Source organism: Pseudomonas fluorescens, assembly GCF_902497895.1.
Classification (GTDB): domain Bacteria; phylum Pseudomonadota; class Gammaproteobacteria; order Pseudomonadales; family Pseudomonadaceae; genus Aquipseudomonas; species Aquipseudomonas fluorescens_BP.
Genome location: NZ_CABVHQ010000039.1, coordinates 1 through 26,830, shown reverse-complemented (window position 1 = coordinate 26,830; position 26,830 = coordinate 1). Strand labels below are relative to the sequence as shown.

General features: G+C 60.4%; 19 protein-coding genes and 4 tRNA genes. 20 read left to right on the top strand and 3 right to left on the bottom strand.

Features of this window, described 5'->3' with window-relative positions; translation table 11 throughout:
- Positions 1-47: 47 nt before the first annotated feature.
- Positions 48-3,326, bottom strand: a complete 3,279-nt coding sequence (locus F8N21_RS19260) for a PAS domain S-box protein (protein WP_150643639.1) — start codon at positions 3,324-3,326, stop codon at positions 48-50.
- Between the two features lie 76 nt (positions 3,327-3,402).
- Positions 3,403-4,293, bottom strand: a complete 891-nt coding sequence (locus tag F8N21_RS19255; RefSeq protein WP_150643616.1) for a LysR family transcriptional regulator — start codon at positions 4,291-4,293, stop codon at positions 3,403-3,405.
- 146 nt (positions 4,294-4,439) lie between these two features.
- Between F8N21_RS19255 and leuC the strand changes: the two genes are divergently transcribed.
- From leuC to F8N21_RS19160, 19 genes are all read left to right on the top strand, one after another.
- On the top strand, positions 4,440-5,870 hold the full coding sequence (leuC, locus tag F8N21_RS19250) for a 3-isopropylmalate dehydratase large subunit (protein ID WP_150643615.1): 1,431 nt from the start codon (positions 4,440-4,442) through the stop codon (positions 5,868-5,870).
- A 2-nt stretch (positions 5,871-5,872) separates the two neighbouring features.
- Positions 5,873-6,517: a 3-isopropylmalate dehydratase small subunit gene (leuD, locus tag F8N21_RS19245; RefSeq protein WP_108217789.1), complete on the top strand. Its 645-nt coding sequence runs from the start codon at positions 5,873-5,875 to the stop codon at positions 6,515-6,517.
- 124 nt (positions 6,518-6,641) lie between these two features.
- Complete coding sequence (locus F8N21_RS19240; RefSeq protein ID WP_150643614.1) at positions 6,642-7,406, top strand: class I SAM-dependent methyltransferase; 765 nt, start codon at positions 6,642-6,644, stop codon at positions 7,404-7,406.
- Positions 7,407-7,471: 65 nt separating this feature from the next.
- Complete coding sequence (leuB, locus tag F8N21_RS19235) at positions 7,472-8,554, top strand: 3-isopropylmalate dehydrogenase (protein ID WP_150643613.1); 1,083 nt, start codon at positions 7,472-7,474, stop codon at positions 8,552-8,554.
- Between the two features lie 67 nt (positions 8,555-8,621).
- Positions 8,622-9,734, top strand: a complete 1,113-nt coding sequence (asd, locus tag F8N21_RS19230) for an aspartate-semialdehyde dehydrogenase (protein ID WP_150643612.1) — start codon at positions 8,622-8,624, stop codon at positions 9,732-9,734.
- Between the two features lie 306 nt (positions 9,735-10,040).
- The gene (locus F8N21_RS19225; protein WP_150643611.1) at positions 10,041-11,051 is read left to right on the top strand and encodes an aspartate-semialdehyde dehydrogenase; all 1,011 of its coding nucleotides are present in this window, start codon (positions 10,041-10,043) and stop codon (positions 11,049-11,051) included.
- A gap of 195 nt (positions 11,052-11,246) precedes the next feature.
- Positions 11,247-14,234: a FimV/HubP family polar landmark protein gene (locus tag F8N21_RS19220; protein WP_150643610.1), complete on the top strand. Its 2,988-nt coding sequence runs from the start codon at positions 11,247-11,249 to the stop codon at positions 14,232-14,234.
- 382 nt (positions 14,235-14,616) lie between these two features.
- Entirely contained in the window at positions 14,617-15,471 is an 855-nt protein-coding gene (truA, locus tag F8N21_RS19215; RefSeq protein WP_150643609.1) for a tRNA pseudouridine(38-40) synthase TruA, read from the top strand.
- Positions 15,472-15,534: 63 nt separating this feature from the next.
- On the top strand, positions 15,535-16,158 hold the full coding sequence (locus F8N21_RS19210; RefSeq protein WP_150643608.1) for a phosphoribosylanthranilate isomerase: 624 nt from the start codon (positions 15,535-15,537) through the stop codon (positions 16,156-16,158).
- 291 nt (positions 16,159-16,449) lie between these two features.
- A complete protein-coding gene (gene accD / locus F8N21_RS19205) occupies positions 16,450-17,370 on the top strand; it encodes an acetyl-CoA carboxylase, carboxyltransferase subunit beta (protein WP_150643607.1) in 921 nt (306 codons plus the stop codon).
- Complete coding sequence (folC, locus tag F8N21_RS19200) at positions 17,367-18,674, top strand: bifunctional tetrahydrofolate synthase/dihydrofolate synthase (RefSeq protein WP_150643606.1); 1,308 nt, start codon at positions 17,367-17,369, stop codon at positions 18,672-18,674. Before accD ends, folC begins: the two co-directional genes overlap by 4 nt.
- Positions 18,658-19,293: an SPOR domain-containing protein gene (locus tag F8N21_RS19195; protein WP_150643605.1), complete on the top strand. Its 636-nt coding sequence runs from the start codon at positions 18,658-18,660 to the stop codon at positions 19,291-19,293. The genes folC and F8N21_RS19195 overlap by 17 nt, the downstream gene beginning before the upstream one ends.
- A 275-nt stretch (positions 19,294-19,568) precedes the next feature.
- Positions 19,569-20,129 carry a CvpA family protein gene (locus F8N21_RS19190; RefSeq protein WP_150643604.1) on the top strand — a complete coding sequence of 187 codons (561 nt, stop codon included), beginning with the start codon at positions 19,569-19,571 and terminating at the stop codon, positions 20,127-20,129.
- Between the two features lie 41 nt (positions 20,130-20,170).
- Positions 20,171-21,676 (top strand): amidophosphoribosyltransferase, encoded by a 1,506-nt coding sequence (gene purF / locus F8N21_RS19185; RefSeq protein WP_150643603.1) that lies wholly within the window; start codon positions 20,171-20,173, stop codon positions 21,674-21,676.
- Between the two features lie 30 nt (positions 21,677-21,706).
- On the top strand, positions 21,707-22,918 hold the full coding sequence (locus F8N21_RS19180) for an O-succinylhomoserine sulfhydrylase (RefSeq protein ID WP_150643602.1): 1,212 nt from the start codon (positions 21,707-21,709) through the stop codon (positions 22,916-22,918).
- Positions 22,919-22,923: 5 nt separating this feature from the next.
- Positions 22,924-23,688, top strand: a complete 765-nt coding sequence (locus tag F8N21_RS19175; protein ID WP_191624355.1) for an SDR family oxidoreductase — start codon at positions 22,924-22,926, stop codon at positions 23,686-23,688.
- 159 nt (positions 23,689-23,847) lie between these two features.
- Positions 23,848-23,923: transfer RNA gene (locus F8N21_RS19170), tRNA-Val, on the top strand.
- Positions 23,924-23,979: 56 nt separating this feature from the next.
- Positions 23,980-24,056, top strand: a tRNA-Asp gene (locus F8N21_RS19165).
- 101 nt (positions 24,057-24,157) lie between these two features.
- A tRNA-Asp gene (locus tag F8N21_RS19160) sits at positions 24,158-24,234 on the top strand.
- 268 nt (positions 24,235-24,502) lie between these two features.
- Here F8N21_RS19160 and F8N21_RS19155 read toward each other — a convergent pair.
- Positions 24,503-25,786, bottom strand: coding sequence for an NAD(P)/FAD-dependent oxidoreductase (locus F8N21_RS19155; RefSeq protein WP_150643600.1), 1,284 nt, complete (start codon positions 25,784-25,786; stop codon positions 24,503-24,505).
- Between the two features lie 183 nt (positions 25,787-25,969).
- Between F8N21_RS19155 and F8N21_RS19150 the strand changes: the two genes are divergently transcribed.
- Positions 25,970-26,046, top strand: a tRNA-Val gene (locus F8N21_RS19150).
- Positions 26,047-26,830 lie beyond the last annotated feature (784 nt).

Sequence of the window (26,830 nt, the reverse complement as noted above, 5' to 3'; positions counted from 1 at the left end):
GACTCAGGCTTCTGCCGATCAGGAGGTGCGAGTGATCCCGCTTCCTCCTATTTGAGCCGCTTCTTGAACTCATCCAGCGGCAGCGGCGGGCTATGCAGGTAGCCCTGATACAAATGGCAGCCCAGCCCCTGCAAAAACCCAAGCTGTTCAGGGGATTCCACGCCTTCGGCAATCACCGTCAGTTCGAGGCTGAGGGCCATGGCGACGATCGCGCGGATGATTTCGGCGTCGTTCGGATCGCTGGTGGCGTCGTGGACGAACGATTTGTCGATTTTCAGCGCATCCACGGGCAGGCGCTTGAGGTAGGTCAGTGAGGAGTAACCGGTGCCGAAATCGTCCATGGCGAAGCTCACGCCGAGCTTCTGCAAACGGCGCATTTTGTTGACGGTGTCATCCAGGTTCTGGATCACGATGCCTTCGGTGATCTCCAGCTTCAGCAGTGAGCAGGGCAGTTGCTGGTTGCTCAGGCTGCGTTCGATGCGTTCGACGAAGTCATTCTGGCGAAATTGTCGCGGGCTGATGTTCACGCAAAGACTGAAGTCGAGCGGATCGATTCGGCCTTCGTCGATCAGTTGGCGGAAGGCTTTGCAGGCTTCATCGAGAATCCAGGTGCCGACCTCCAGAATCAGCCCACTGTCTTCCAGCACCTTGATGAACTCGGCGGGGGCTTGCGCGCCCAGTTCGGGGTGATTCCAGCGAACCAGGGCTTCGGCGCCGACGATGCGGTTGTTGCGGGCATCGACCTGTGGCTGGAAGTGCACGCTGAACTCGCCTCGCGAGAGGGCCAGGCGCAGGTCGGTTTCCATGCGCAGGCGCTCGCTGGCGGCCTTTTGCATGGTGTTGTGGAACATTTGCGTGGTATTGCGCCCTGAATCCTTGGCGCGGTAGAGCGCGATGTCCGCCCGCTTGAGCAGGTCGGCCGGGGTCGAGCCGTGATCGGGAATCAAGGCGATGCCAATGCTCGGCGTGACCTGCAGGCGTTGACCGTCGAGAAACATCGGTTCGGACAGCAGTTCGCGCAAGGTATCGGCCAGTTCCCGGACTTGTTCGCTGACTTCGCTGCGGGTGCCTTCGAGGCCGCTGAGCAGGACCACGAATTCGTCGCCGCCCAGGCGTGCGACGGTGTCTTCCATGCGCACACTGGCCTCGAGGCGGGCCGTGATGATTTTCAGCACCGTATCGCCCACCGGATGGCCGAGGGAATCGTTGATGTGCTTGAAGTGATCGAGATCGAGGAACAGCAGCGCGCCACGCAGGTTATGCCGTTTGAGCAGGGCGATCTGCTGGCTCAGGCGATCCATCAGCAGTGCACGGTTGGGCAGATTGGTCAGCGGGTCGTGGTAGGCCAGGTGGCGGATCTGCGCCTCGGCATTCTTCAGCAGGCTGACGTCTCGCGCCGTCAGCAGCAGGCAGTGGATTTCATTCAGGGTGATGGGTTCGACCGAGACTTCGACCGTGAGGATCTCGCCGCGCTTGTTGCGGCCGAGCATTTCCTGGTGATGGACCCGGCCTTTTATCTGCAGTTCGGCGAGCAAGGCTGAACGCTGTTTCTCTCCGGCCCAGATGCCGACCTGATACACCGTGCGCCCGATGACTTCATCCGCGCGGTAGCCGGTCAGCCGACAGAAACCGTCATTGACCTCCAGGTAACGCCCGGTGTCGCGCTCGGAGATGGTGATGGCGTCGGGGCTGGAATGGAATGCCTTGGCGAACTTCTCTTCGCTGGCCTTGAGCGCGGCTTCGGAGCGTTGCTGCTGAGTGATGTCACGCAGGGTGGTGACGATGCACGGCTGATCGCCGACACTGATCTGGCGACTTGAGATCACGCAGGTCAAGGATTGCCCGTCTTTGTGATGAACAATCACCGCGACATTATTCAGCGCCTGCTCGCGGATGACTTGTTCGATACGCTGCTGGCGTTTCGCCGAATCGTCCCAGAGCCCGATCTGGTCGGCGCTGCGGTCCATGACGTCGGTGGCGGTCCAGCCAAAGGTCTGGGTAAAGCTGGAATTGATCTCGATGAACTGGCCGGTATCCTGGCGCGTCACGCAGATCGGGTCCGGGCTGACCTGGAACAGGCTGGCGAACTTCTCTTCCGAGGTGACCAGGCGTTGCTCGCGCTCAACCTGGTCGGTGATGTCCAGCAAGGTGCCGGCCATCCGTAACGGGTTGCCGTCTTCGTCGCGGTAGAGTCGGGCACGGCTTTCCAGAAAACGTGAGCTGCCGTCTTCCAGTTGCACGCGATAGGTCAATTGATAGCTGCCGGCCGGTCCCTCGCGCAGGCTGCGGTAGGCGTCGCGCATGGTGTCGCGCTCTTCGCCGGGCACCCCGTCGAAAAACGCATCGAACGGTTCGTGGAAAGGTTTTGGGTCCAGGCCATGCAGCTGCGCCGCCCGTGCCGAGCCATAGAGCATGCCGCTGGGAATGTGCCAGTCCCAGGTGCCGAGCTGGGCGGAATCCAGTGCCAGGTCGAGGCGTTCCTGGCTGTCTTTCAGGGCTAGCTCGGCGTTTTTTCGTTCGCTGGTGTCGAGGAAGGTACTGAGCAGATAAGGCTGGCCTTCCAGTTCGACCTTTTGCGCGCTGAGAATGCCGTCATGGATCTGCCCGCTGCTGGCCCGAAACTGCACCTCCATGTTGACCAGGTCGCCCTTGGCCTTGGTGGCCTTGATCAGTTGTGCACGTTGCTCCGGATGGACCCAGAGCCCCAGTTCCAGGGTTGTGCGGCCGATCGCATCCTGCACCGGCCAGCCAAACAGGCTTTCAAAATACTGGTTGGCTTCGCTGATCAGGCCGTCTTCCTGACGGGTCAGCAGGACCATGTTCGGGCACAGATGAAACAATGTGGCGAAGCGCTTTTCCGAACTGCTCAGGGCTTGTTCGCGCTGGCGTTGATGGGTGATCTCACGGATCACGCCGATCATTCGTGGTTTACCGTTCTTGTCTGGCAACAGACTGCCGTTGATCTCCAGCCAGTGCAGACTGCCGTCCGGCCAGCGGATCCGGTGATGCATCGCCTGCTCCAGTGGCGCGCCGGCGAGCACGGCATTGAAGGCGCGCGTGGCTTTGGCCCGATCTTCGACGGGCAGCAGGTCCAGATACTCCAGATCGGCCGGCAGCGGCTGCCGTGGGTCGAAGCCAAACAACGCCTGGGTGCCACGAGACCAACTGATTTGCCCGCGCTCGATGTCCCAATACCAGGCACCCAAGTGTGCACCGTTCAGCGCAGCGAGCAACTGTGGAGCGCTTTCCCAGCTTTGCTCCGAGGTTTTTGGGTCGATTGCCTTGATACGCGGCATACGCGGTACACGGTCAGCGGGTTTGTGCATTGGCAGCAGGCCTTGAACTGAATAGGGCATTTAGCACGACAAACCATAGCGGGTCAGCACAACTTATGCCCGGTTGTTATGTCTGGCTCCCTGGCAAATCGACTTGTGCATCCAGCAAGGCCATGAAAGCCCGTGCAGCATTCGACAGCGTCCGTTCGGTGTGCAGGATATAGCCTAGCTGGCGAGTGAGCTGTATGCCCGGTAAAGGGATGCGCGCCACCTGATCATCGAGCATGGTGCGTGGCAAAACGCTCCAGGCCAGGCCGATCGAGACCATCATCTTGATGGTTTCCAGATAATTGGTGCTCATGGCGATATTCGGTGTCAGCCCCTGGCCTTCGAACAGGCGCTGGACAATATGGTGAGTAAAGGTGTTGCCGCCGGGGAACACCGCTGGATGCAGGGCGATGTCGGCCAGGCTGACCGCGCCATGGTTGACCAACGGGTGTTCGGGTGCGGCGACGAAGTCCAGCGGATCGTCCCAGACCGGCGTCGCCCGCACCAGTGTGTGCGGCTCCGGTGCAAGGGTGATGACCGCCAGCTCGGCGCGGCCATGGAGGATTTCTTCGTAGGCCACTTCCGAATCGAGAAACTGGATATCCAGCGCTACCTCGGGATAGCGCCGGGTAAAGGCTCGCAAGAGAGGTGGCAAGCGGTGCAGGCCGATGTGATGGCTGGTGGCCAGAGTCAGGCGCCCGCTCACTTCGCCGGATAGATTGGTCAGTGCCCGACGGGTATCGTCCAGTACGTTGAGGATCTGGTAGGCCCGCGGCAGCAATGCGCGCCCGGCTTCAGTCAGGCCGACTTCACGGCCAAGCCGGTCGAACAGGCGCACCTTGAGCTGCTGTTCCAGCCCGGCAATGCGTTTGCTGATCGCTGGCTGCGTCAGGTGCAGGCGCTCGCCGGCTCCGGAGAAACTGCCGGTCTCGGCGATCGCGATAAAAGCGTTAAGGTTGGCCAGGTCCATGGTCGCATTCCAGATAGTTATCCAAAGCATGAAAAATATGAATTTGAGTTATTTAATGTAACGCCCTAGGATCGACCTCACAAGCCAAGGGGTCATTGAGTTGCTTCAAGCCCAGGGCATAGAAACAAGCTGATGAGGACCGTCTGATGGCCGGCAAAACGCTCTACGACAAGCTCTGGGATTCGCATTTGGTCAAGCAGCGCGACGATGGCTCGGCGCTGATCTATATCGATCGTCACATCATCCATGAAGTGACTTCGCCGCAAGCCTTCGAAGGCCTGCGTCTGGCTGGGCGCAAGCCTTGGCGCATCGATGCCAATATCGCGACTCCGGACCACAACGTACCGACCACCCCGGAGCGTAAAGGCGGGATCGAAGCCATTGTCGACCAGGTCTCGCGTTTGCAGGTCCAGACCCTCGACGATAACTGTGATGAATACGGCATTGTCGAATTCAAGATGAACGACATTCGTCAGGGCATCGTCCACGTCATCGGTCCGGAGCAGGGCGCTACCTTGCCGGGCATGACCGTGGTCTGCGGTGACTCTCACACCTCGACCCACGGCGCGTTCGGCGCTCTGGCTCACGGGATCGGCACCTCCGAGGTCGAGCATGTGCTCGCCACTCAGTGCCTGGTCGCGAAAAAAATGAAGAACATGCTGGTTTCCGTCGAAGGGCAATTGCCGTTCGGCGTGACCGCCAAGGACATCGTCCTCGCGATCATCGGCAAGATCGGCACCGCCGGCGGCAATGGCCACGCCATCGAGTTCGCCGGCAGCGCGATTCGTGATTTGTCGGTCGAAGGCCGCATGACCATCTGCAACATGGCCATTGAAGCCGGTGCACGAGTGGGTCTGGTCGCCGCCGATGAAAAGACTGTGGCCTACGTCAAAGGCCGCCCGTTTGCTCCGAAAGGCGCGGAATGGGACCTGGCGGTCGAAGCCTGGAAAGATCTGGTGACCGACGCGGATGCGAAGTTCGACACCATCGTCGAGCTCGACGCCACTCAGATCAAGCCGCAAGTCAGCTGGGGCACCTCGCCCGAGATGGTGCTTGCTGTTGATCAGAACGTTCCGGATCCAGCGAAGGAAATGGATCTGGTCAAGCGCGGCTCCATCGAACGCGCCTTGAAGTACATGGGTTTGACCGCCAATCAGGCGATCACCGACATTCAACTGGACCGGGTCTTCATCGGTTCCTGCACCAACTCGCGGATCGAAGACCTGCGCGCCGCGGCGGTGATTGCCAAGGGCCGCAAAGTCGCTTCGACCATCAAGCAGGCGATCGTGGTGCCGGGCTCGGGCCTGGTGAAGGCTCAGGCCGAATTGGAAGGCCTGGACAAGATCTTCCTGGAAGCCGGTTTCGAATGGCGTGAACCAGGTTGCTCGATGTGCCTGGCGATGAACCCGGACCGTTTGGAATCGGGCGAGCATTGCGCGTCGACTTCCAACCGTAACTTTGAAGGCCGTCAGGGCGCCGGTGGTCGTACTCACCTGGTCAGCCCGGCCATGGCTGCCGCGGCGGCCGTCAACGGTCGTTTCATCGACGTCCGTGAATTGACCCAGGGAGCGCAGTAAACATGAGAGCCTTTACCCAGCACACTGGTCTTGTCGCGCCTCTGGATCGCGCCAACGTCGACACCGATCAGATCATTCCCAAGCAGTTCTTGAAGTCGATCAAGCGCACCGGCTTCGGCCCGAACCTGTTCGATGAGTGGCGTTACCTGGATGTCGGCCAGCCGTACCAAGACAACTCGAAACGCCCGTTGAACAAGGATTTCGTGCTCAACGCCGAGCGGTATCAAGGTGCCAGCGTGTTGCTCGCCCGGGAAAACTTCGGTTGCGGCTCGAGCCGCGAACATGCGCCATGGGCTTTGGAAGAGTACGGTTTTCGCAGCATCATCGCGCCGAGCTATGCCGACATCTTCTTCAACAACAGCTTCAAGAACGGCTTGCTGCCGATCATCTTGAGCGATGCCGAAGTCGATGAGCTGTTCCAGCAAGTCGAAGCGACTCCTGGCTATCAGTTACAGGTCGACCTGCAAGCCCAGACGGTGACCCGTCCGGATGGCAAGGTCTTGAGCTTCGAAATCGACGCATTCCGCAAGCATTGCCTGCTTAACGGTCTGGACGATATCGGCCTGACCCTGCAGGACCATGAAGCGATTGCCACGTTCGAAGCCAAGCACCGGGCGAGCCAGCCTTGGTTGTTTCGCGACGCGTGATGTTTTGGTGTGATCGCTGAAAAGATCGCAGGCTTCGCCAGCTCCTACATTTGGATTGCGTACACCTGTAGGAGCTGCCGCAGGCTGCGATCTTTTGATCTTCACAACGCATAAGGAAATCGGCATGACCAGCAATGCCCACAGCCAGGTAGTCCAAAAGCAATTCGGTGAACAGGCCGCGGCCTATCTGAGTAGCGCCGTGCACGCTCAAGGCACCGAATTTGCGCTGCTACAGGCCGAGGTGGCGGGTCGTGGGGATGCGAAGGTACTGGATTTGGGCTGTGGCGCCGGTCATGTGAGTTTCCAGGTGGCGTCGCTGGTCAAAGAGGTGGTGGCCTACGACCTGTCCCGGCAGATGCTGGATGTGGTCGCCGCTGCGGCGGTTGACCGGGGGCTGAGCAACGTTTCCACCCAGTTGGGCGCCGCCGAACGCTTGCCGTTCGCCGATGGTGAGTTCGATTTCGTCTTCAGCCGTTATTCGGCGCACCATTGGAGCGATCTCGGCCTGGCCCTGCGGGAAGTGCGGCGGGTACTCAAGCCGGGTGGGGTGGCGGCATTCGTTGATGTCTTGTCGCCGGGCAGTCCGTTGTTCGACACTTACCTGCAGAGCGTCGAAGTGCTGCGCGACACCAGCCATGTGCGCGATTATTCCGCCGGTGAGTGGTTGCGTCAGGTCAGCGAAGCGGGGTTGCATACCCGCAGCACCACGCGCCAGCGCCTGCGCCTGGAGTACAACTCCTGGGTCGAGCGGATGCGCACGCCGCAGGTCATGCGCGCCGCGATCCTCGAGTTGCAGCAGGCCATGGGCAATGAAGTGCGCGAGTATTTTGAGATTGAGGCCGATGGTTCGTTCAGTACGGATGTGCTGGTGCTGATGGCTGAACGATAAGCGCCGAGCAATAGAATTTTTCCAGGTGCGCCCGAGGGCATGCCGACAGATGAAATGAGGAAAGCATGAGCAAGCAGATTCTGATTCTCCCTGGTGACGGTATCGGCCCGGAAATCATGGCCGAAGCGGTCAAGGTGCTGGAGCTGGCCAACGACAAGTACTCGCTGGGCTTCGAACTGAGCTTTGATGTGATCGGCGGCGCGGCCATCGACAAGCATGGCGTGCCCCTGGCCGACGAAACCCTGGCTCGTGCCCGCGCGGCCGACGCTGTACTGCTTGGCGCAGTCGGCGGTCCGAAATGGGACGCCATCGAACGCGACATCCGTCCTGAACGCGGCTTGCTGAAGATTCGTGCGCAACTGGGCCTGTTCGGCAACCTGCGTCCGGCAATCCTTTACCCGCAACTGGCCGAGGCCTCGAGCCTGAAGCCGGAAATCGTTGCTGGCCTGGATATCCTGATCGTCCGCGAACTGACCGGCGGTATCTATTTCGGCGCGCCACGCGGTACCCGCACCCTGGAAAACGGCGAGCGTCAGGCTTTCGACACCCTGCCGTACAGCGAAAGCGAGATCCGGCGTATCGCCCGTGTCGGTTTCGACATGGCCATGGTGCGCGGCAAGAAGCTGTGCTCGGTGGACAAGGCCAATGTACTGGCCTCCAGCCAACTGTGGCGTGAAATCGTCGAGCAAGTGGCCAAGGATTACCCTGAAGTCGAACTGAGCCACATGTACGTCGACAACGCCGCCATGCAACTGGTGCGTGCACCCAAGCAATTCGACGTGATCGTCACCGACAACCTGTTTGGCGACATTCTGTCCGACCAGGCATCGATGCTCACCGGTTCCATCGGCATGCTGCCGTCGGCGTCGCTGGATACCAACAACAAAGGCATGTACGAGCCGTGCCACGGTTCGGCGCCGGACATCGCCGGGCAGGGCATTGCCAACCCGTTGGCGACCATTTTGTCGGTGTCGATGATGCTGCGTTACAGCTTCAATCTGCAGGATGCGGCCGATGCGATCGAGAAGGCCGTCAGTCTGGTTTTGGACCAGGGCTTGCGCACTGGCGACATCTGGTCGGTGGGTTGTACCAAAGTCGGTACGCAGGAAATGGGCGATGCAGTAGTCGCCGCGCTGCGGAATCTGTAATCTCTTGGGCCCCGCTTGCCGCTGATGGTGGCAAGCGCGCCCACTTTTTGTAAAAGGTGCAGTTGCGATGAAACGTGTAGGTCTGATCGGTTGGCGCGGTATGGTCGGTTCCGTGCTCATGCAGCGGATGCTGGAAGAGCAGGATTTCGATCTTATCGAGCCGGTGTTTTTCACCACGTCCAATGTGGGTGGCCAAGGCCCGTCCGTGGGCAAGGATATTGCTCCGCTCAAGGATGCTTACAGCATTGAAGAGCTGAAAACCCTCGACGTGATTCTGACCTGCCAGGGTGGCGACTACACCAGCGAAGTCTTTCCGAAACTGCGCGAAGCCGGCTGGCAGGGTTACTGGATCGATGCCGCTTCCAGCCTGCGCATGCAGGATGACGCGGTGATCGTGCTCGATCCGGTGAACCGCAAGGTCATCGACCAGCAACTCGACGCCGGGACCAAGAACTACATCGGCGGTAACTGCACTGTCAGCCTGATGCTGATGGGCCTGGGTGGCCTGTTCGAAGCCGGTCTGGTGGAGTGGATGAGCGCCATGACCTATCAGGCGGCCTCCGGTGCCGGCGCGCAGAACATGCGTGAACTGATCAAGCAGATGGGCGCGACCCATGCCGCTGTCGCCGATGAACTGGCCAACCCGGCCAGCGCCATCCTCGACATCGACCGCAAAGTCGCCGAAGCCATGCGCAGCGAAGCCTATCCGACCGAGAACTTCGGCGTGCCACTGGCCGGCAGCCTGATCCCGTGGATCGACAAGGAACTGCCGAACGGTCAGAGCCGTGAAGAGTGGAAGGCCCAGGCCGAGACCAACAAGATCCTCGGTCGCTTCAAGAGCCCGATACCGGTCGATGGCATCTGCGTGCGGATCGGCGCCATGCGCTGCCACAGCCAGGCGCTGACCATCAAACTGAACAAAGACGTGCCGATTGCCGATATCGAAGGGCTGATCAGCCAGCACAACCCCTGGGTCAAGCTGGTGCCGAACCAGCGTGAAATCAGCATGCAGGAGCTGAGCCCGACCAAGGTCACCGGTACCCTGAATATCCCGGTGGGCCGTCTGCGCAAACTGAATATGGGTTCGCAGTTCCTCGGAGCCTTCACCGTCGGCGACCAACTGCTGTGGGGCGCGGCCGAACCGCTGCGGCGCATGTTGCGGATTCTGCTCGAGCGTTGATTTATTGAAGTAATGAAGGAACCCGTGCCTTGAAAGAGGTGCGGGTTTTTTCTTTGTGAAGGTGATGAGCTTTTCGTAGCAGCTGGCGAAGCCTGCGTTCGGCCGCGCAGCGGTCGTAAAACCTCAGGGCGCGGTTTTTCAGGAAGATCAAGGTGTTCGGATTCACGAGGACTGCGGTCGAGCGCGACCCCGGCCCGAACGCAGGCTCCGCCAGCTGCTACGGGGGCTGCGATCTTTTGCTCTAAATTGCCGAACTGCCGACCACCCGGTAAAGTGCCGCTCCCCCGTTTCGCCTGAGGTAGCAACATGAGCCAGTCCTTTGATATCGCCGTGATCGGCGCCACCGGTACTGTCGGCGAAACACTCGTCCAGATTCTCGAAGAGCGCGATTTCCCTGTCGCCAATCTGTACCTGCTGGCCAGCAGCGAGTCGGCCGGGCATTCGGTGCCGTTCCGCGGCAAGAACGTACGGGTGCGGGAAGTCGACGAATTCGACTTCAGCAAGGTTCAGCTGGTATTTTTTGCTGCCGGCCCCGCGGTTACCCTGAGCTTTGCGCCTCGCGCCACGGCGGCCGGTTGTGCGCTGATCGATTTGTCCGGCGCCCTGCCTGCCGCGCAAGCACCGCAAGTCGTTCCGGAAGCCAATGGTCAAGTGCTGGCCGGATTGAAAAAGCCCGTCCAGCTGAGTAGCCCAAGCGCATCTGCCACCGTGCTGGCAGTGGTACTGGCACCGTTGCGCGGTTTGCTCGACATTCAGCGGATCAACCTGACGGCCAGCCTGGCAGTCTCCTCTCAAGGTCGCGAAGCCGTTAAAGAACTGGCCCGGCAAACCGCCGAACTGCTCAACGTCCGCCCCCTGGAGCCACGATTCTTTGATCGGCAGATGGCTTTCAACCTGCTGGCACAGGTCGGCACGCCGGATGCCCAAGGCCACACCTTGCTGGAAAAACGCCTGGTCAAGGAGCTGCGCGAGGTCCTGGCAGAGCCTTTGTTGAAAATTTCTGTAACTTGCATTCAAGCCCCGGTGTTTTTCGGCGATAGCTTTAGTGTGACCTTGCAGGCAGCGAAGGCTATCGACCTGGCAAAGGTCAATGCGGCACTGGAGGCGGCGCCTGGCATCGAGCTGGTCGAAGCCGGTGATTACCCGACGGCAGTCGGCGATGCGGTGGGGCAGGATGCGGTCTATGTCGGCCGGGTTCGGACCAGCGTCGACGACCCGGCGGAACTAAATCTGTGGCTGACGTCAGATAACGTACGCAAAGGCGCAGCGCTAAACGCTGTGCAGTTGGCTGAGTTGTTGATAAAAGACCTCCTGTAAAAGATACTTGGCAACAATTTACAGAAAGATTCTATCTGGGTGCTATGCCGGGTCTGGAGCCGCCTTTGCGGATTCCACGGGCATAAAATGAAATAATCTCGTGCAGGTTGTCTTCAATGCTCTGCGCAACGCCTCAGGGCGGCGGCTACTAGACCTTCTCGCTGGCCGAGGAGTGTTTAAACAAAGGAAGAGGCTATGGTTCAAGTTCGCAAACTGGTGCTGGCAATCGCGGCCGCCTCGGCGCTGTCCTCCGGTGTGGCGCAGGCGCTTGGGCTCGGGGAATTGACCCTGAAGTCGACTCCGAACCAGCCGTTGATGGCAGAAATCGAACTGCTCGATGTCAAGGACCTCCGCGCCGCTGAAGTGGTGCCGAGCCTGGCCTCGCCAGAAGAGTTCGCCAAGGCCGGCGTCGATCGTCAGGCGTTTCTCAATGACCTGACCTTTACCACCGAGCTCAATGCCAGTGGCAAAAGCGTGCTGCGCGTGACATCGAGCAAGCCGTTGACCGAACCGATGGTCAAATTCCTGGTGCAGGTGATGTGGCCCAATGGCCGCTTGCTGCGCGATTACAGTGTGCTGCTCGATCCCTCGAAGTTCTCCCCGCAAACCGCTGAAGCCGCCGCTCAGCCAGCGCCGGCTCAAGCCGCGGCTGGCAATTCGGCGCAGCACACCACCGCTGCTCGCGACACCCTGTGGGAGATCGCCTCGAAGGTCCGTAACGGCGCCTCGATCCAGCAGACCATGCTGGCGATTCAGGCAATGAACCCCGATGCCTTTATCGACGGCAATATCAACCGCCTGAAAACCGGCCAGGTGCTGCGTCTGCCGGATGCTGCTCAGAGCGCCAGCCTACCGCAACCCCAGGCCATTACCGAAGTGGCCGCACAGAATACCGCCTGGCGTCAGGGTCGTCGTCTGGTCGCAAAACCGCGGCAACTGGACGCCACCAAGCGAGGAGGTGGCGATGCCACTTCCTCACAGCCGGCCAGAGATAAATTGAGCCTGGTTTCCGCCGAATCCGGTAAAGCCGGCAAAGGCGCCGCGGGCGACAGCCAGGCGCTGAACGACAAACTCGCGGTCGCCTCGGAAAGCCTCGATACGACCCGGCGTGGCAACACCGAGCTGAAAAGCCGCATGACCGAACTGCAAAGTCAGATGGACAAGCTCCAGCGCCTGATCGAGCTGAAGAATAATCAGTTGGCCAAGTTGCAGGCCGAAGGTCCGGGCGCTGCTCAGCCTTCAGCGCCGATGTCGGCTGAGTTGGCCGCTGATCCTCAAGCGGCCCAGGCTGGCGCGACACCACCGGCCGATGCGACAGCCGATGCTGCCACGCCGGCCGCCGTACCTGCCGAGGCACCGGTTCAAGAAGCGTCGCCGCCTGCAGAACCTGCAGAAGAAGCCAAATTCAATGAACTGCTGACCAGTCCGTTGCTGATGGGACTGGTGGGTGGCGGTGCCATTGTGGTTCTGTTTTTGTTGCTGTTGCTGGCCCGTCGTCGCAAAGCCCAGCAGGAAGCCGAAAAGCATCTGCGCATGGCGCGGGCCCTGGCCGACGAACCGGAGTTTTCTGGTGCTCTGGACCTGGATCTGCCGCCAAACAGCTTCGAAGGCATTGAAGTTCCACCGCCAAGCGTCAAGCTCACTCCAGCTCCAGCTCCAGCTCCAGCTCCAGCTCCAGCTCCAGCTCCAGCTCCAACTCCAACTCTTATCGCTCCAGTGGTCGTTGTGCCACCGATTGCCGCACCTTTGGTGGCTCGGGCAGCCGAGCGCTCCGATGACGTTCTGGCCCAGGCGCAATCGCATATCCAGCGCGGTGCCCTGAATCAGGCTGCCGACCTGCTGCAAAAAGCCATCAAGGAGGAGCCGCAACGCAGTGACCTGCGCTTGAAGCTGATGGAAGTCTATGGTGAGCAGGGCGATCGCGATGCCTTTGTCGCTCAAGAGCGTCAATTGGTGGCCAACGGCAAGAATTACGCTGAAGTCGAACAGCTGAAAAGCCGCTTCCCGGCGATGGTTGCAGTGGCGGCCGCCAGCGGTATCGCCGCGGCGGCGGTGGCTGCCGAGCTGGACGCGCAATACGTCAAGGATCTGTTGCTGGATGAGCCAGAGGCGCCAGCGCCGGCCGCTGTTGCAGCGGCGGACGAACTCGGTAGCGACTTTGATCTGAGCCTGGATGAGCCCGAGGTGCCGGTACCGACTGCTGTTGCTGCGGCGGAGGAGCTTGATAGCGACTTTGATCTGAGCCTGGATGAGCCAGAGGTGCCGGCGCCGACTGCTGTTGCAGCGGCGGACGAACTCGGTAGCGACTTTGATCTGAGCCTGGATGAGCCCGAGGTGCCGGTACCGACTGCTGTTGCTGCGGCGGAGGAGCTTGATAGCGACTTTGATCTGAGCCTGGATGAGCCAGAGGTGCCGGCGCCGACTGCTGTTGCTGCGGCGGATGAGCTTGATAGCGACTTTGATCTGAGTCTGGATGATCTGGAATCGGCTTCTCCGGCGGTGGTTGCGCCAGTGCCGGAACCAGCGCCAGAGCGAGAACCAGTACCAGAACCAGAACCAGAGGCAGAACTTGATGCCTTTCCGTTGGACGACGATTTGAGCTTCGAAGCGGTTTTGCAGCAGCAGACCGAAGCGAAGGAAAGTCCGGAAGACTTGTCGGAATTCGATCTTGACCTTGGTGGCGACATGCCGGCCGAGACTCTGGCCGATGACGAGTTCCTGCTGAGTCTTGAGGATGAGGTGAAAGCGCCAGCGGTAGCTGCGGCGCCGACGGTGAGCGAGACACCCATCGAAGATTTCGATCTGCTGGATGATTTCGATTTGTTCCTGGCCGATGAAATCGATGCCCCGGCCGAGCCGGACGCGCTCGCCACCGAACCGGGTGACGTCAACGCCGAGCTGGAGCGCCTGTCGCAAAGCCTTGAACAACCGCCTATCGCGCAGCCGTTTGCCGAGCCACGCTTCACCGCCGAGGATGCAGCGGCCGCGGCCGCCTCCGACGAGCTGGAGTTCGATTTCCTCTCCGGTACCGATGAAGTGGCTACCAAGCTGGACCTGGCCCAGGCTTACATCGACATGGGCGACAGCGATGGTGCGCGGGATATTCTCAGTGAGGTCCTCAGCGAGGGCGATGACGGTCAGAAGAGCGAAGCCAAACAATTGTTGAAGCGTTTGGCTGGATAAAGTGTAATTGCTTTAACAACAACGGCAGCCATTGAGGCTGCCGTTGTTGTTTCCAGTCGCCTGGGACGCCACCTTCGGGCGAGCGCCAATGCCCCCGTAGCAGCTGCCGAAGGCTGCGTCCGGCTGCGCAGCAGTCGTAAATCCTGCTTGCACGGTTTGTCTGGAATACCGCAGTGCCTGATTTTACGACTGCTGCGCAGCCGGACGCAGGCTTCGGCAGCTGCTACGGCATTGGGGCGAGCCCACAAGAATGGCGTGCGCCGCCAAAAGATCGCAGCCTGCGGCAGCTCCTACGGGTTTTGCATGGGCCTGATATGTATGGCGTCCGGGGTCTGCGGCCGTATAATGGGCGCCTTTGCGTACATCAGCAGGCTGTAACTCCTTGGCAAATATAGATAACGCGGCCGCCGAAAGGGCGGCCGCAGGCTTTTTCAGGATCGCTCTGGGTGTTGAATACAAGGGTTCGCGTTACTGCGGCTGGCAGCGGCAGGCTTCCGGTGTCTTGACGGTGCAGGAAACCCTTGAAAATGCCTTGTCCAAAGTCGCCGATTCACCGGTATCGCTAATGTGCGCCGGGCGCACCGACGCTGGCGTGCATGCCTGCGGGCAAGTGGTGCACTTCGATACCCGGGCCGAACGCTCGATGAAAGCCTGGACCATGGGTGCCAATATCAATCTGCCCCATGACATCAGCGTGAGCTGGGCCAAGGTCATGCCGGCGGATTTCCATGCGCGCTTCAAGGCGATTGCCCGGCGCTACCGTTATGTGATCTACAACGACCAGATTCGTCCGGCGCATTTGAATCAGGAAATTACCTGGAACCATCGTCCGCTGGACGTACAGCGCATGGCCGCAGCCGCCGCGCATCTGGTCGGGACTCACGATTTCAGTGCCTTTCGCGCCGGTCAGTGCCAGGCCAAGTCGCCGGTCAAGAAGCTCCACCATCTGCGGGTGACCCAGCACGGCAAGATGATCGTGCTGGATATCCGCGCGGGCTCCTTCCTGCATCATATGGTGCGCAACATCGCCGGGGTGCTGATGACCATCGGTGCCGGTGAGCGCCCGGTGGAGTGGGCCAGGGAAGTGCTGGAAAGCCGCGTGCGGCGAACTGGAGGGGTCACGGCACATCCCTACGGGCTGTATCTGGTACAGGTCGAGTACCACGACGAATTTGAATTGCCCGAGCGCTTCATCGGTCCACATTTCCTTACCGGTTTCTCGGAACTTGACGGCTGACGCCCGGAAAAGCATTTGTTACCATCCGGGACTTTCTCGGATAAGTCCTGAGGTTCCAACGATATGGCAGCCGTTCGCAGCAAGATTTGCGGGATTACCCGCATAGAAGATGCGCTGGCAGCAGTCGAAGCCGGGGCGGATGCCATTGGTCTGGTGTTTTATGCCAAAAGCCCGCGAGCGGTGAATGTGCAGCAGGCGCGGGCGATCATCGCCGCATTGCCGCCATTCGTGACCACAGTCGGCCTGTTCGTCAATGCCAGTCGTTGCGAGCTTGGTGAAATCCTCGATGCGGTGCCGCTGGATCTGCTGCAGTTTCACGGCGACGAAACACCGGCCGATTGCGAAGGCTACCACCGGCCCTACATCAAGGCGCTGCGGGTCAAGGCCGGCGATGACATCGCGGCCGGTTGCAAGGCTTACACGGGGGCCAGCGGGATTTTGCTCGATACCTATGTCGAAGGCATTCCCGGTGGTACGGGCGAAGCCTTCGACTGGTCGCTGGTGCCGCAGGGCTTGAGCAAGCCGATTATCCTGGCAGGCGGATTGACGGCGAGCAACGTGGCTGAGGCCATCGCCCGGGTCCATCCCTATGCGGTGGACGTCAGCGGCGGGGTGGAGCAGAGCAAGGGGATCAAGGATCACGGGAAGATTCGCGCATTCATGCAGGCTGTACGCAGTAGTACGTAGCCGATGTGACGGCTGGCAGTCTGCCGCCGTCCAACACCACTGTACAAAACAGGCTGGCACAGTCGTACAAAAAACAGTCCGGCACCGTTACCGGGCAGGCCGAAATCGAAGTGGCAACCGCTCTGGAGCGAGTTGTCTAGAGGGCTGAGGAACGATTCGCCACGGGCAGGTCAAGCCTCGGCTGACCGCGGTAGCGAACGAATCATCGCCGCACACATGAATTTAGCTCAAGGGCATACTCGGGGCTTCGAACGTACAGCGTTCGGGCCGCCGGTACTGGAGAAAGAAAGCATGAGCAACTGGTTGGTAGACAAACTGATCCCTTCGATCATGCGTTCCGAGGTGAAGAAAAGCTCGGTGCCTGAAGGTCTATGGCACAAATGCCCGTCCTGCGAGGCTGTGCTTTATCGTCCGGAGCTGGAAAAGACCCTGGACGTTTGCCCCAAGTGCAACCACCACATGCGCATCGGCGCCCGCGCCCGCATCGACATCTTCCTCGACGCTGAAGGCCGTGCCGAGCTGGGTGCCGACCTGGAGCCGGTCGATCGCTTGAAATTCCGCGACGGCAAGAAGTACAAGGACCGCCTGACCGCGGCCCAGAAGCAGACCGGTGAGAAGGACGCGCTGATCTCCATGAGCGGCACCCTGCTGGGGATGCCGGTAGTGGTTGCGGCCTTCGAGTTCTCTTTCATGGGCGGCTCGATGGGTGCCATCGTTGGCGAGCGTTTTGTACGCGCCGCCAACTACGCCCTGGAACACCGCTGCCCGATGATCTGCTTTGCCGCGTCCGGCGGTGCCCGGATGCAGGAAGCGCTGATTTCCCTGATGCAAATGGCCAAGACCTCGGCGGTTCTGGCGCGTCTGCGTGAAGAAGGCATTCCGTTCATCTCGGTGCTGACCGACCCGGTCTACGGTGGTGTCTCCGCCAGTCTGGCGATGCTCGGTGATGTGATCGTCGGCGAGCCTAAAGCCCTGATCGGTTTCGCCGGCCCACGCGTCATCGAGCAGACCGTCCGTGAAAAACTGCCGGAAGGCTTCCAGCGCAGCGAGTTCCTGTTGGAACACGGCGCCATCGACATGATCATCGCCCGTCAGGAGCTGCGTCCGCGCCTGGGTAACCTGCTGGCGCAATTGATGGGTGTGCCGACTCCGGTGTTCGTGGCCGCGGCCATCGAGCCGATCGTGGTTCCACCGGTGCCTGCAAACATATGACCGAACGTACCCTGGGCGACTGGCTCGCCTACCTTGAACAATTGCATTCGTCGGCCATCGACATGGGCCTTGAGCGCTCGCAAGAGGTCGCTTCGCGGATGGGCCTGGGCAAGCCGGCGCCTCGGGTGATCACGGTTACGGGTACCAACGGCAAAGGTTCTACCTGTGCGTTCGTGGCGTCCTTGCTGCGAGCCCAGGGACTCAAGGTCGGCGTCTACAGCTCGCCGCACCTGCTGCGCTACAACGAGCGGGTTCAGATCAACGGCGTCGAAGCCACTGATGTCGAGCTGTGCCAGGCCTTCGTCGCGGTCGAGGCCGGGCGTGGCGAAATCTCCCTGACGTATTTCGAGATGGGCACTCTGGCGGCGTTCTGGCTGTTCCAGCGTGCCGGTCTGGATGCGGTGGTGCTGGAAGTCGGCCTGGGTGGGCGCCTTGATGCAGTCAACCTGGTGGATTCCGACCTCGCGCTGGTCACCAGCATCGGTGTCGATCACACAGACTACCTCGGCGATAGCCGTGAGTCGGTGGCCTTCGAAAAGGCCGGCATTTTCCGCCAGGGCGCGCCAGCGCTGTGCGGCGATCTGAATCCTCCTCAACCCCTGCTGGACAAGGCCCGCGAGTTGGGTTGCCGGTTTTTCCTGCGCGGTCGCGATTTCGACCTGGGTATCACCGAGCACAACTGGCAATGGCGCGGCCTTGATGCGCAGGGCCAGGCGGTTGAGCTACATGATTTGCCATTGCTCGATCTGCCCATGGAAAACGCGGCGCTGGCGTTGCAGGCGTATCTGCTGCTCGGTTTGCCCTGGCAGGCGGAGCAGATTGCCGAGGCGCTGAAACAGACTCGAGTCGTCGGGCGTCTGGATCGACGGCAGATCGACTGGCACGGCAAACGCCTACACTTGCTGCTGGATGTGGGTCACAACCCGCATGCCGCCGAGTATCTGGCCCATCGTCTGGCGCGTCGGCCGTTGGTCGGCAGGCGTCTGGCGGTGTTCGGTTTGCTGGCGGACAAGGATCTTGACGGAGTTCTCGGCGCATTGAGTGCTTGTGTTCAGCAGTGGGCAGTCGCTGCGCTGGATACTGCGCGCAGTCGTCCGGTCGCGGATCTGCAGGCGGCCTTGCAGAACCTTGGTGCGTCGGTGACGTCCTATGAGAGTGTCACTGCCGCGCTGGAAGGGCAGTGTGCGCAAGCGACAGTCGAGGATGAGATTCTGTTGTTCGGATCATTTTATTGTGTCGCCGAGGCTCTCCAATGGCTGGCCCGGCACTCCACGGAGGAGGCTGCAAATGGCTTTGCTGGATAACGCTTACAAGCAGCGGATGGTCGGAGCTCTGGTTCTGGTGGCATTGGCAGTGATTTTTCTGCCGATGCTGTTCTCCCGTGAGGATGAGCAGCGCCAGATAACCGTTCAAGCCCCGGCCGCACCTCAAGCGCCTGCCATGCCGCAGGTTCAGGTCGAGCCGGTTATCGTGCCCGAGCCGCAAAGCCTGCCGCAGGAGCCGGTACCGAGCGATGAGGAAATTGCTCAGGAACAACCGTCGATGCCGATTGCGCCGGCTGTACCGGTCGCTCCTGCGCCGCCGGTCACCACCAGCAAGCCTGTCGCGCCGCCTGCGGCTCCCAAGCCGTCTGTCCCGCCGACCAAGCCGGATGTGAGCCAGAGCCGGGTCGATGCCAATGGTCTGTCGGTCAGTTGGTCGGTGCAGTTGGCCAGCCTGTCCAGCCGGGAAAGTGCCGAGAGTCTGCAGAAGAGCCTGCGCAGCCAGGGCTATAACGCCTATATTCGTACCGCCAACGGCAAGAATCGGGTATTCGTCGGGCCGCTGATCGAGCGCGCTGAAGCCGATCGCCTGCGGGACTTGCTCGGTCGTCAGAAGAACCTCAAGGGTTTTGTGGTGCGTTTCCAGCCAGAACGCGGCTGATGGATCAGGGGCGCCACGTTACTCGTAGCAGCTGCCGAAGGCTGCGTTCGGCTGCGCAGCAGTCGTAAAACCAGGCATCTCGGTCATTCAGATAAACCGAGAAAGCCGAATTCACGACTGCTGCGCAGCCGAACGCAGGCTGCGCCAGCTGCTGCGCAGGTCGTGTTGTCGCCCAAGGCTATCGAGCCGATTTGAAATGCACTGACAATCGCCGCTTACCGACAGGCATGCGCTTCTGCTAAAATACGCCGCCTTATCTGTCCGTAGGCTGCACTGTGCCATTTACCTGGGTTGACTGGGCGATCGTTGCAATCATCGCCATCTCCGCTTTGATCAGTTTGAGCCGCGGCTTCGTCAAAGAAGCACTGTCGTTGCTCACCTGGATCATCGCAGGAGTCGTAGCCTGGCTATTTGGTGGCTCATTGTCACAGTACCTCACCGGATACATCGAAACACCTTCGGCTCGCGTGATCGCGGGCTGCGCCATCATGTTTGTCGCCACCTTACTGGTAGGCGCAATGATCAATTATCTTATCGGCGAACTGGTTCGCGTCACCGGCCTGTCCGGGACCGACCGGTTTCTCGGCACGGCCTTCGGCGCAGCGCGTGGCGCGTTGCTGGTGGTCGTGGCGGTCGGGCTGTTGAGCCTGGGGCCGGTACAGCAGGACGGGTGGTGGCAACAGTCACAGCTCGTGCCAAAATTTCTATTGGTTGCAGACTGGTCCAAAAACCTGATTCTCGGGTGGAGCAGTCAGTGGCTTGCCAGTGGTATCAGCGTACCCGCTGAGATACCGTTCAAGGAGCACCTCTTGCCGACGGCCAAAACGCCTCAGTGAGTAGTGTTCAGTTCAGATCCATTAAGTAGGGGTTGCGTCGCATGTGTGGCATCGTCGGTATCGTCGGTAAGTCGAACGTCAATCAGGCGCTGTATGACGCGCTAACCGTCCTCCAGCACCGCGGCCAGGACGCTGCCGGTATCGTGACCAGCCATGACGGCCGGTTATTCCTGCGCAAGGACAACGGCCTGGTCCGTGATGTATTCCATCAACGGCATATGCAGCGCCTGGTCGGCCACATGGGCATTGGCCATGTGCGTTACCCGACCGCGGGCAGCTCGACTTCGGCTGAAGCTCAACCGTTTTACGTCAACTCGCCGTATGGCATCACCCTGGCGCACAACGGCAACCTGACCAACGTTGAACAGCTGGCCAAGGAGATTTACGAATCTGACCTGCGCCACGTCAACACCAACTCCGATTCGGAAGTCCTGCTCAACGTGTTCGCTCACGAACTGGCCCAGCGCGGCAAGTTGCAGCCGACCGAAGAAGACGTGTTCGCCGCGGTCACCGACGTGCACAACCGTTGCGTCGGTGGTTACGCGGTAGTCGCGATGATCACCGGTTATGGCATCGTCGGTTTCCGTGATCCGAACGGCATCCGTCCGATCGTCTTCGGCCAGCGTCATACCGACGAAGGCGTCGAGTACATGATCGCTTCGGAAAGCGTGTCCCTGGACGTGCTCGGCTTCACCCTGATCCGCGACCTGGCGCCGGGCGAAGCGGTCTACATCACCGAAGACGGCAAGCTGCACACCCGTCAGTGCGCGACCAACCCGAAACTCAGCCCGTGCATCTTCGAGCACGTCTATCTGGCGCGCCCGGATTCGATCATCGACGGGGTTTCGGTGTACAAGGCTCGCCTGCGCATGGGCGAGAAGCTCGCCGACAAGATCCTGCGCGAGCGTCCGGATCATGACATCGACGTGGTCATCCCGATTCCGGACACCAGCCGCACCTCGGCACTGGAGTTGGCCAACCACCTGGGCGTGAAGTTCCGCGAAGGTTTCGTGAAGAACCGCTACATCGGCCGGACCTTCATCATGCCGGGCCAGGCCGCACGGAAAAAATCCGTACGCCAGAAGCTCAACGCCATTGAACTCGAATTCCGCGGCAAGAACGTGATGCTGGTGGACGACTCCATCGTTCGCGGCACCACCTGCAAGCAGATCATTCAGATGGCCCGTGAAGCGGGTGCGAAGAATGTCTACTTCTGCTCGGCGGCTCCGGCGGTTCGCTACCCGAACGTTTATGGTATCGACATGCCAAGCGCCCACGAACTGATCGCGCACAATCGCAGCACCCAGGACGTCGCGGATCTGATCGGCGCGGACTGGCTGGTCTACCAGGACCTGTCGGACCTGATCGAAGCGGTCGGCGGCGGCAAGGTCAAGATCGAGAACTTCGACTGTGCGGTATTCGACGGCAAGTACGTGACCGGCGACATCGACGAGGCTTACCTGAACAAGATCGAGCAGGCGCGCAACGATGCCTCCAAGGTCAAGACCCAGGCTGTCAGCGCGATTATCGACCTGTACAACAACTGATTTAGATATCAAGACTAAGGAGTAGGCAGCATGAGTCAGGATTGGGATGCCGGTCGGCTGGACAGCGACCTCGATGGCGTAGCTTTCGATACCCTGGCCGTGCGCGCCGGTCAGCACCGAACGCCGGAAGGCGAGCACGGTGATCCGATGTTCTTCACCTCCAGTTACGTGTTCCGCACGGCCGCCGATGCGGCTGCGCGGTTCGCCGGTGAAGTGCCGGGCAACGTCTATTCCCGTTACACCAACCCGACAGTGCGGGCGTTCGAAGAACGCATCGCTGCGCTGGAAGGTGCCGAACAGGCTGTAGCCACTGCCACTGGCATGGCCGCGATCCTTGCGGTGGTGATGAGCCTGTGCAGTGCCGGCGATCATGTGCTGGTGTCGCGCAGTGTGTTCGGCTCGACCATCAGCCTGTTCGACAAGTATTTCAAGCGTTTTGGTATCGAAGTCGATTACGTGCCCCTGGCGCAGTTGTCCGGCTGGGATGCGGCGATCAAGGCCAATACCAAATTGCTGTTCGTTGAATCACCGTCCAACCCCCTGGCGGAGCTGGTGGATATCGCGGCCTTGTCCGAGATTGCCCACGCCAAGGGCGCGCTGCTGGTGGTCGACAACTGCTTCTGCACGCCGGCGTTGCAGCAGCCGTTGAAACTGGGTGCCGACATCGTGGTGCATTCGGCCACCAAGTTCATCGATGGCCAGGGCCGTTGCATGGGCGGCGTGGTCGCCGGTCGCAGCGAACAGATGAAAGAAGTGGTGGGTTTCCTGCGCACCGCCGGGCCGAGCCTGAGTCCGTTCAACGCCTGGATCTTCCTCAAGGGCCTGGAAACCTTGAGCCTGCGCATGCGTGCTCATTGCGCCAATGCGCAGATCCTGGCCGAGTGGCTGGAGCAGCAGGAGGGCATCGAGAAAGTGCATTACGCCGGCCTCAAGAGCCATCCGCAGCACGAACTGGCCCTGCGTCAGCAGCGCGGCTTCGGTGCGGTGGTGAGTTTCGAGGTCAAGGGCGGCAAAGACGGCGCCTGGCGCTTTATCGATGCGACCCGGCTGATTTCGATTACGGCCAACCTGGGTGACAGCAAAACCACCATCACCCACCCGAGCACCACCTCTCACGGCCGTCTAGCGCCGCAAGAGCGTGAGGCAGCGGGGATTCGCGACAGCCTGATCCGGGTTGCGGTCGGTCTGGAAGATGTCGGCGACTTGCAGGCCGATCTGGCGCGTGGGCTGGCTGCCTTGTGATCGAGATGTCCATGGCGGCGGGTAGCACCCATGGGCGTGTCGCGCTGGTCACCGGCGCGGCGCGTGGCATTGGTCTGGGGATTGCGGCCTGGCTGATCAGCGAAGGCTGGCAGGTGGTGCTGACGGACCTGGATCGGGTGCGTGGTTCGAAGGTCGCCAAGGTCCTCGGCGAAAGCGCCTGGTTCATCAGCATGGACGTGGCGGACGAGCGGCAGGTCGCCGTGGGCGTTGCCGAGGTGCTCGGGCAGTTCGGGCGCCTGGATGCGTTGGTGTGCAACGCGGCGGTGGCCGATCCGCACAACATCACCCTGGAATGCCTTGATCTGGCTTACTGGAATCGCGTTCTGGCGGTAAACCTCAGCGGGCCGATGTTGCTGGCCAAGCACTGCGCGCCTTACCTGCGTGCTCACGCCGGGGTCATCGTCAATCTGGCCTCGACCCGGGCCGGACAGTCAGAGCCTGATTCAGAGGCCTATGCGGCGAGCAAGGGTGGATTGCTGGCGCTGACCCATGCCCTGGCGATCAGCCTTGGCCCGGAGATCCGGGTCAATGCGGTCAGTCCCGGCTGGATCGATGCCCGAGACCCGTCTGTGCGGCGTGCCGAGCCGCTGACGGACGCTGATCATGCTCAGCACCCGGCGGGCAGGGTAGGGACCGTGGAAGACGTGGCGGCGATGGTGGCCTGGCTGCTGTCGAAGAATGCAGGTTTCGTCACCGGCCAGGAGTTTGTGGTCGATGGCGGCATGACCAAGAAGATGGTCTACCTGTAGGAGCGCAGCTTGCTCGCGATGCGGTTAGTGCGATGGGGCGGTTCGAAAGAAAGGCTGTCCCGAAAAGATGACCGATTTTGTCTTTTTCAGAAAAACTTCAAGCAGGCTATTGACTTAGCTTCGATATCTGCGTAAATTTCGCGGCCTCAACGAAGCAAAGGGTGATTAGCTCAGCTGGGAGAGCATCTGCCTTACAAGCAGAGGGTCGGCGGTTCGATCCCGTCATCACCCACCACTTCTTGAGAGTTTTGCGAAAGCAAGACGGAAGCTGTCAAAAGCCTCCACCGACGCGCAGCGGTAGTTCAGTCGGTTAGAATACCGGCCTGTCACGCCGGGGGTCGCGGGTTCGAGTCCCGTCCGCTGCGCCATATTTTCCAGATCGGGTTTACCCGGTTTGAGATTGAAAAGCCTCGAAGCTTTCCAGTCAGACGATTTCAAAGGTTCAAATGGACGCAAGTCCAAGCGATACGCAGCGGTAGTTCAGTCGGTTAGAATACCGGCCTGTCACGCCGGGGGTCGCGGGTTCGAGTCCCGTCCGCTGCGCCATATCTGCCTCAAGGCCCACTGAACGCCTTGAAGCTACGAAGAAAGCCACTGGCTTCTTCTGATTGATAGCAAAGACCCTGGTCGAAAGACCGGGGTTTTTTGTATCTGGAATTCGGCTTTCCCTTGCCTCCTGTTCCATACCCCCCAAAAGATACCCTTGCAGGCATGCGCGGTCGGCGTAGGAGCTGCCGCAGGCTGCGATCTTTTGATCTTTGCGATGGTGGTACCCGCGAAAAAGATCGCACCCTGCGCCAGTTCCTACGGGGAATCAGAAGCCGTACTTGTCCCGCAGGCCGTAATACCAGGCGCCTAATGCAGCGAATGGCGTGCGCAGCAATTGTCCGCCAGGGAAGGGGTAGTGCGGCAGGTCGGCAAAGGCGTCAAAACGCTCTGCCTGGCCGCGCAGGGCTTCGGCCAGGACCTTGCCTGCCAGATGCGTGTACGTCACGCCATGGCCGCTACAGCCTTGGGAGTAGTAGATGTTGTCGCCCAGGCGTCCGACCTGTGGCAGACGCGACAGGGTCAGCAGGAAATTGCCGGTCCAGGCGTAACCGATCTTCACATCCTTGAGCTGCGGGAAGGCCTTGAGCATCTTCGGTCGAATGATCGCTTCGATATTCGCCGGATCCCGCGCGCCATAGACCACGCCACCGCCGAAAATCAGGCGCTTGTCACCCGAGAGCCGGTAATAGTCGAGCAGGTAATTACAGTCTTCGACGCAATAGTCCTGAGGCAGCAGGCTTTTCGCCAATTCATCGCCAAGGGGCTCGGTAGTGATGACCTGAGTGCCGCATGGCATCGACTTGGCCGCCAGCTCCGGAACCAGATGGCCCAGGTAGGCGTTACCGGCAACGATGACAAATTTGGCCCGGACCTTGCCCTGGGGCGTATGCACCACCGGATTGGCCCCGCGCTCGATGCGAACGGCCGGCGACTGCTCATAAATAGTCCCGCCCAACGACTCCACCGCAGCGGCTTCGCCAAGAGCGAGATTGAGCGGGTGCATGTGCCCGCCACTCATATCGAGCATGCCACCGATGTACTGATCACAGGCCACCACTTCGCGTATGCGGCGTTGATCGAGCATTTCCAGCTGGGTATGGCCATAACGCTCCCAGAGACGCTTCTGCGCCTCCAGGTGGCCCATCTGCTTGGCGGTGATCGCGGCGAACACACCCCCGTCCTTCAAATCGCACTGAATCTGATACTTGGCCACACGCTCACGAATGATCCTGCCACCCTCGAACGCCATCTGCCCGATCAGTTGCGCCTGCCTGGGCCCGACGCTGCGCTCGATCACATCGATATCGCGGCTGTAGCTGTTGACGATCTGGCCGCCATTACGACCCGAGGCGCCGAAGCCGACCTTGGCCGCTTCCAGGACTGTTACCCGAAAACCACTCTCCAGCAGGAACAGCGCACTGGAGAGGCCGGTATAACCGGCACCGATCACACAGACGTCAGTCTCTACGTCATCCTGCAGCAATGGACGCGGCGTTACCGCGTTGGCCGATGCGGCGTAATAGGAATCGGGGTAGGGGGTGTTCGCCATCCTGCGGCCTCTGTTTAATATATTTTACGAGTGCATCGATCCTACCTGAGTTGAAAAACGGCTGCCAGCCAGGGAAAAATCTTGTTTGTCGCGCTTAAATTAAAAAATTCGCATATTCATAGGCTTAGCCGCAAAAAAGGTGTTGACACCCCTCCGCAATTCCGTAGAATGCCGCCACACAGCAGGCACGTAGCTCAGTTGGTTAGAGCACCACCTTGACATGGTGGGGGTCGTTGGTTCGAGTCCAATCGCGCCTACCAAACAAAATCCGCTCTGCTGGGCGGTCTGGAAGGGCTCACCGAAAGGTGGGCCCTTTTTTGTTGCCTGCGATTTGCAAAACTTTTGCAATACTCCACTCAAAACGCCAGCTCGGCGCCCACCACCGGGAGTCGATTACTTTTTCTTCGTATCCCTCCTGATAGTGCTTCGTTTCGTCCGCATGCCCTAATGCCTTGCAGCAACTCAAAAGATCCTGGATCAGAGGGGGGTTACCTCTGCCACTCGTCAACTCAATCGCACCTCGTCCTCAGTCCCGACTTCAAACCTGTACGGCCCAGAATTGCTGGACCTTAATAGTGAGGTGCGTATGTCTACCGATTCGAGTTTCGAAGACAAGAAAATGCCAGGCTCTGTTCCTGCGAAACCAGAGTCGGGCACAGACAGGCCGCCGTTGGATCCTGTACGTCCCGGCAAATACGATCCGCTGGGCCGCCCGGACGACGTATCGAAGGAGCGCCCCGAAGACTGGATAGACCCCGCTGACAGGGACCTGCCGGCGGCAGATGAACAGTCACCGTTATCTGACGACAGGCGATAACTACCAAAGCCCGGCCATTGAGTCGCAATGCTGTTCACTTAAGCTCGGGTTTCAGGCACACACACACAGGCGTAGCGAGGGGGCGGTGGATCAAGAGCCGGTCGGCTTGTATTTTGTTGATTGGGTACATATCCGTTGCTGCGGTCACGGCGACTCAGGGTTCCGCCCTTACGGCGGGTCACTTGGAAAAGCCCCAAGTAACCAAGGGCTCTTGCCCCTTTCGTTCG

Excerpts from the sequence above, each read along its gene's own strand:
- F8N21_RS19260 (WP_150643639.1), bottom strand. The coding sequence starts at position 3,326 with ATGCACAAACCCGCTGACCGTGTACCGCGTATGCCGCGTATCAAGGCA.
- F8N21_RS19255 (WP_150643616.1), bottom strand. The coding sequence starts at position 4,293 with ATGGACCTGGCCAACCTTAACGCTTTTATCGCGATCGCCGAGACCGGC.
- leuC (WP_150643615.1), top strand. The coding sequence starts at position 4,440 with ATGGCCGGCAAAACGCTCTACGACAAGCTCTGGGATTCGCATTTGGTC.
- leuD (WP_108217789.1), top strand. The coding sequence starts at position 5,873 with ATGAGAGCCTTTACCCAGCACACTGGTCTTGTCGCGCCTCTGGATCGC.
- F8N21_RS19240 (WP_150643614.1), top strand. The coding sequence starts at position 6,642 with ATGACCAGCAATGCCCACAGCCAGGTAGTCCAAAAGCAATTCGGTGAA.
- leuB (WP_150643613.1), top strand. The coding sequence starts at position 7,472 with ATGAGCAAGCAGATTCTGATTCTCCCTGGTGACGGTATCGGCCCGGAA.
- asd (WP_150643612.1), top strand. The coding sequence starts at position 8,622 with ATGAAACGTGTAGGTCTGATCGGTTGGCGCGGTATGGTCGGTTCCGTG.
- F8N21_RS19225 (WP_150643611.1), top strand. The coding sequence starts at position 10,041 with ATGAGCCAGTCCTTTGATATCGCCGTGATCGGCGCCACCGGTACTGTC.
- F8N21_RS19220 (WP_150643610.1), top strand. The coding sequence starts at position 11,247 with ATGGTTCAAGTTCGCAAACTGGTGCTGGCAATCGCGGCCGCCTCGGCG.
- F8N21_RS19210 (WP_150643608.1), top strand. The coding sequence starts at position 15,535 with ATGGCAGCCGTTCGCAGCAAGATTTGCGGGATTACCCGCATAGAAGAT.
- accD (WP_150643607.1), top strand. The coding sequence starts at position 16,450 with ATGAGCAACTGGTTGGTAGACAAACTGATCCCTTCGATCATGCGTTCC.
- folC (WP_150643606.1), top strand. The coding sequence starts at position 17,367 with ATGACCGAACGTACCCTGGGCGACTGGCTCGCCTACCTTGAACAATTG.
- F8N21_RS19195 (WP_150643605.1), top strand. The coding sequence starts at position 18,658 with ATGGCTTTGCTGGATAACGCTTACAAGCAGCGGATGGTCGGAGCTCTG.
- purF (WP_150643603.1), top strand. The coding sequence starts at position 20,171 with ATGTGTGGCATCGTCGGTATCGTCGGTAAGTCGAACGTCAATCAGGCG.
- F8N21_RS19180 (WP_150643602.1), top strand. The coding sequence starts at position 21,707 with ATGAGTCAGGATTGGGATGCCGGTCGGCTGGACAGCGACCTCGATGGC.
- F8N21_RS19175 (WP_191624355.1), top strand. The coding sequence starts at position 22,924 with ATGTCCATGGCGGCGGGTAGCACCCATGGGCGTGTCGCGCTGGTCACC.
- F8N21_RS19155 (WP_150643600.1), bottom strand. The coding sequence starts at position 25,786 with ATGGCGAACACCCCCTACCCCGATTCCTATTACGCCGCATCGGCCAAC.